Raw genomic sequence first — 4,800 nt, 5'->3', positions numbered from 1 at the left:
GATACAAATTCCCACTAAGCGCTCGGGACCCCTAGGACGAATATTGTTAGAAAAACCAGAAATATTTCCTAAAGACATTTTAGAAATATTTGAAAATCAAAATATACTTTAAAATATGGGATAGCAGCCGGAATTCAACATTTTTGCAAGATAGAGGAAAAACAATCTATAGAGGTGTCTCATATACAGTATTCCTGCAAATTATCAAACGGAAACGAATACAAAAGAATTAGAAAGGGTGAGATGATGGTAGTAGTGATGAGTATTGATGGAAAACTACCAGTTCCATTGAAAGTACTACAAGATAGAGTACAGAGTAAAGAAGATAAAAAGAGTGGTTTGAAATTGAAATCAAATGAAAAAAAGGAACCAGGTCAAAAATGAGGTTAAAAATTTTAAAGTTTTGGATTTCTGATTTTTTAACAAAAAACGGCATATTGAATAAGACACAAGCTAGTTGTGTAATTTTTATCTAAAAACAAACAGGCCAGAAACTTCTAAATTTTTGACCTGTTTTTCCATAACTTTTAGAGTTCAATGACCTAATTTTGACAGATAAATAATACATATTGAACAAATAAATGAATAAAAATTTTAAAACAGAATTTAAGTAAGAATTACCAAAGTTAGTAGTATTGCAATTAGAATGTTCGCAACAATATTTATCGTAAACCATTTTATATATGGAAACATGATAAAAAGTAGAGAACTCAATTATTTTATGATCTGGTTATTTCTCTTGTGACTAGCCCCATACCCAGAAGTTCTTAACAATAAAAATAGTCAGCCGACCACTGGCTGACTAACTGATATGATAGAGATAACCGTTTTCCGCCAGTTATCTTTTAGGTGTGAAATAGTCAATATTAAAAATCGACAACGCGTCTATGATGAAGACAACAATTGCTAATAACCGTTTATCAACAGTTATTTTAGAAAGAGAGTCAATTTATCCCAGATATAAAATCCCTAAGAAAGTAAAGCAATTATACCATTTAGTAATTATTTTGGGAATAATATATATTTTTAGCAAAGTAATTGCTTGAATGCAGTGAATAGGAATACACATTAAAAAAAGCTAAGACGTTTGTAACCTGATGGTACCATTGCAATAATTTCATTATCGAGCGATTTAGGTGAATATAATAATATATTGTAGCGCTATAACCAAGAAAAAAACAACTAATGGATTTATGATTTAACGTAGTCGAATTCTCACACTCTGTGAAATGTATAATACAAGTGTTTTACTTCAATTTCTGGTAGAATAAAAGTATCTTAAATATGGAGGGAATATCTATGAAAAAAAGTGGAATTATCGTTGGTTTTTTAGCTACAGCTTTTGGTTTAGCTGTCGTTAATAAGATGCATAAGATGAATACTAATAAAGATTCTGTTAAAGGAAAAGCAAAAGAAGTCGCTGGAAAAGTGATAGGAAATGAACAAATGCAGGCAGAAGGAACTTTTGATCAAGTTATTGGGGCTTCTAAAGAAGTTTTAGAGGACTTAAAACAATCTATATCAGGTATTGCAGGAACAGGCACTTCTGAGAAGGTATCTGGGAAAGCAAAGGAAGCTGTAGGAAATGTAACTGGTGACGACAAACAAAAAGCTGAAGGTTTCTTAGAACAAGCAACTGGCCAAGCAAAAGAAGCGATTTCAAATACTAAAGAAAAAGCAGAAGATGTTGCCGGTGATATAAAAGATGAATTTGAGAGATAGATCACTTAATCATAGGACGAACTGTATTGGTTTGTTCTATTTTTTTGAGTTTTTAAAATAGTATTGTTAAATAACGCTTGTTAGAAGCATAAAATTTTTACAGAACAATCACTTTTGGTAGAATTATATTGTGATAAATTTCATATGAAAGTAGGGGGGATCGATGACCAGAGGAGGAAAAGTCCTATTTAGTTTCATTGCTTTAGTTCTTGGTACATTTTTATTTACAGTGTTTGTCCATTATCAGTTTGTATACTCGTTAAATATCCGATTTATAAAACCTGAAGAATACCCTTTAATTGGAAATTACATGCCTTTTTATTTCTATTGGGGTAGTGTGATAGGCATGGCAATACTCGCTTTAGTTATTTTATGGATTATCTTAAGACCTACAGAAGTAACGTCTATTAAGTTGAGTGAAGACAAAGGCAAACTAGAAATAAAAAAAAGCGCGATCGTAGGGCTAATTCAATCACAAGTATCTCAAACAAACTTATTAAATGACTCAAAAGTAAAAGTAAAAATGTATAAAAGAAAAATAAAAGTGCGTATTGTTGGTAGTACAAGCGAAAATAAAGCAGTTGTGAGCCAAACAAATCAGTTTATTGAAAGTGTTGATGCATATATTAAAGAATTTATTGGCTTGGACACGGCAATAAAAACAGAGGTGGTCTTTAAAAATACGGCTCGTTCAAATACTAATAAAACCAGAAAGAAACGAGTTGTGTAATGAAAGAGGGGATATTGTGAAAGAACTATTAATGGTGTATAAATATCCAATTATTGGTGGGCTAACAGGTTTAATATGTGCAATTTTATTTTTCACTGTTGGTTTCTTCAAAACGATTCTTGTATTACTCATGGTTGGAGTAGGCATTTTTATCGGAAATTATATAAGTAAAAATGATTTTATCAGAAACATTTTTCAAAACAAACTAAAATAAATAATAATATATAGGAGTGATTACAATTGGATAAAGAAAAAGTAACTGTCAAAGAGGCAAATAAAGTAGAAGCAGTACAAGGAAAGTTAACGTATGAAGACAAAGTAATTCAAAAAATTATTGGTATTTCTTTAGAAGAAGTAGAAGGATTACTTACTGTTGATGGGGGGTTCTTTTCTAATTTAGCTGGCAAGTTAGTAAATACAGACGACGTTACATCAGGTATAGACGTTGAAGTAGGAGAAAAACAAGTGGCAGTAGACTTAGATATCGTTGCAGAATATGGTAAAGACATTCACAAAATTTATAACGAGATGAAAGAAATTATCACGAAAGAAGTCAAAAATATGACGGGGCTAGAGGTAATCGAAGTAAATGTAAACGTCGTAGATATTAAAACAGAAGAACAACACGAAGAAGATTCTGTGACCTTACAAGATAAAATGGGCGATGCTACAGAAGCGGTAAGTAATTTTACTAGTGAACAAGCAGATAAAGCAAAAGAGTTGGCTTCAAAAGGAAGTTCTAAAGCGAAAGAATTGACTGAATCTCGTGTAAAATAAAAAAAGCAAATTGAATAATAAGGAAGAAAAGTAATATTAATGGTATTAAAAAGCTAAAAAGGTAAGCCTGCATAAAGGCTTACCTTTTTTGGTTAACTTTGTAGAATAGGAAGTACCGCTTTAACGTTCTACATAGTAGTTTCTTTATCAGAAGTTTTTACTAAATTAGAACCTAACAATCCTGCTAAAGAAGTAATAATTAAGCCAACAACCATTGCAACAAATCCCCAAATAGATGCTTTAGCCGTCGTGTTTGAAGCATCTTCTGCCGTTTGTCTCGCTTCATCGATTGATTCTTTCAAATCATCTTTAGCTTTATCTAAATTAGTACGTGCAGTGTCAATTTGTTTTTGGGCTTCATCACTAGCTGTTTTTAATTCATTGTAAATATTATCTGTTGCTTGTTGTGCTTCTTCTTGAGATAAGTCACTATTTTTCGCTACAGCATTCGCAATCGCATTTTTATCTACGGAATCGCCAATTTTTTTCGCTTGGTCTTGTAAAGAGTCCGCTGTAGAATCAAAAACCTTATCTGCATTTTTAGGATTTTTCACAATTTCTTTACCAGCATCTTTAATTTTATCAGTCGCTTCACTCATTTGATCTTTTAAATAATCTGGTTGAAGCTCTGGAACATCTGTATCTTTTAAATATTTGTTTACATTGTTTTGTAGTTCTTGTGTATTGACCGTACCAATTTCATCAGTTACTTTATCAAAACCTTTTGAAATCGCATCGCCGGTGGTCGAAGCAACTGCCCCAACACTATCCCCTACACCAGAAGCTACATTTCCTAAAAGGGAACCGATTGCTGAAAATGCACTAACTGCTGTATAACTCACTAGAAGCATTACTACAATCATACTTGTTGCCCATGTTAAGAAGCCGTGCAATAAACCAATTCTTCTTGCTGCCACACCAGACACAAACCCTGCAGCCATAAGAGATAAGGCAATAGTAATAATTATCCATATAATTAGACCCGTTCCAACGCCATCTAAAGGGTTACTTGATGTAGGTTTTAGTGTTCCAAAACCAATCGCTGATCCAATAAGTCCAAGTGTCATAAAAATTGAAAGAAAGGTAATTACACCTGCAATAATAGCACCCCAAGAAATATTGAAACCCGCTTCACTATCTGTTAAATAGGATTTTAACCTATAATTTTTGTTCCCCATCTTAAACATTCTCCTAACTTAGTTAAAAATATATTATTTTTTATTTAAAAAAAATGAAACAACCGCTACTAAAATTACTGCACCAACGATAGAAGGAATAAGTGCCATACCTGCTAAAGAAGGTCCCCAATTTCCTAAAATTCCTTGTCCAATGGCAGAACCGACAAGACCAGCAACTATGTTTGCAATCCATCCCATAGATTCACCCTTTTTTGTAATGGCTCCTGCAATAACTCCAATAATGGCCCCTACAACTAATGACCAGATTAATCCCATGAATATCACCTCCTTGTTATACTATATTTATAGTAACATATCTATATACTTTTTTTTTCATAATTGAGATAAATTTAGTGTACGAGAGTGTAAAATATTTTGTGTAAATGAAAAAAT

General features: G+C 32.3%; 7 protein-coding genes. 5 read left to right on the top strand and 2 right to left on the bottom strand.

Features of this window, described 5'->3' with window-relative positions; translation table 11 throughout:
* Positions 1-243: 243 nt before the first annotated feature.
* From HMPREF2810_RS15875 to HMPREF2810_RS03795, 5 genes are all read left to right on the top strand, one after another.
* Entirely contained in the window at positions 244-384 is a 141-nt protein-coding gene (locus tag HMPREF2810_RS15875) for a hypothetical protein (protein WP_002417142.1), read from the top strand.
* A gap of 915 nt (positions 385-1,299) precedes the next feature.
* Complete coding sequence (locus HMPREF2810_RS15205; RefSeq protein WP_010815591.1) at positions 1,300-1,722, top strand: CsbD family protein; 423 nt, start codon at positions 1,300-1,302, stop codon at positions 1,720-1,722.
* Positions 1,723-1,885: 163 nt separating this feature from the next.
* A complete protein-coding gene (amaP, locus tag HMPREF2810_RS03805) occupies positions 1,886-2,452 on the top strand; it encodes an alkaline shock response membrane anchor protein AmaP (protein ID WP_002360874.1) in 567 nt (188 codons plus the stop codon).
* Positions 2,453-2,468: 16 nt separating this feature from the next.
* On the top strand, positions 2,469-2,666 hold the full coding sequence (locus HMPREF2810_RS03800; protein ID WP_002360877.1) for a DUF2273 domain-containing protein: 198 nt from the start codon (positions 2,469-2,471) through the stop codon (positions 2,664-2,666).
* Positions 2,667-2,692: 26 nt separating this feature from the next.
* The gene (locus HMPREF2810_RS03795) at positions 2,693-3,229 is read left to right on the top strand and encodes an Asp23/Gls24 family envelope stress response protein (RefSeq protein WP_002360878.1); all 537 of its coding nucleotides are present in this window, start codon (positions 2,693-2,695) and stop codon (positions 3,227-3,229) included.
* A gap of 128 nt (positions 3,230-3,357) precedes the next feature.
* Here the strand turns inward: HMPREF2810_RS03795 and HMPREF2810_RS03790 are convergent, their stop codons facing one another.
* Together HMPREF2810_RS03790 and HMPREF2810_RS03785 are read right to left on the bottom strand one after the other, a co-directional pair.
* Positions 3,358-4,416 (bottom strand): hypothetical protein, encoded by a 1,059-nt coding sequence (locus tag HMPREF2810_RS03790; protein ID WP_002417138.1) that lies wholly within the window; start codon positions 4,414-4,416, stop codon positions 3,358-3,360.
* Between the two features lie 24 nt (positions 4,417-4,440).
* Positions 4,441-4,683 (bottom strand): GlsB/YeaQ/YmgE family stress response membrane protein, encoded by a 243-nt coding sequence (locus tag HMPREF2810_RS03785; protein ID WP_002360880.1) that lies wholly within the window; start codon positions 4,681-4,683, stop codon positions 4,441-4,443.
* Positions 4,684-4,800 lie beyond the last annotated feature (117 nt).

Origin of the sequence: Enterococcus sp. HMSC078F03 (genome assembly GCF_001811595.1) — a bacterium.
GTDB classification, from domain to species: domain Bacteria; phylum Bacillota; class Bacilli; order Lactobacillales; family Enterococcaceae; genus Enterococcus; species Enterococcus faecalis.
Note: the sequence above shows the minus strand (reverse complement) of the source record. Positions and strands in the feature narration are given on the sequence as shown.

Coding starts and splice junctions, on each gene's coding strand:
- HMPREF2810_RS15205 (WP_010815591.1), top strand. CDS start 1,300: ATGAAAAAAAGTGGAATTATCGTTGGTTTTTTAGCTACAGCTTTTGGT.
- HMPREF2810_RS03790 (WP_002417138.1), bottom strand. CDS start 4,416: ATGTTTAAGATGGGGAACAAAAATTATAGGTTAAAATCCTATTTAACA.
- amaP (WP_002360874.1), top strand. CDS start 1,886: ATGACCAGAGGAGGAAAAGTCCTATTTAGTTTCATTGCTTTAGTTCTT.
- HMPREF2810_RS15875 (WP_002417142.1), top strand. CDS start 244: ATGATGGTAGTAGTGATGAGTATTGATGGAAAACTACCAGTTCCATTG.
- HMPREF2810_RS03785 (WP_002360880.1), bottom strand. CDS start 4,683: ATGGGATTAATCTGGTCATTAGTTGTAGGGGCCATTATTGGAGTTATT.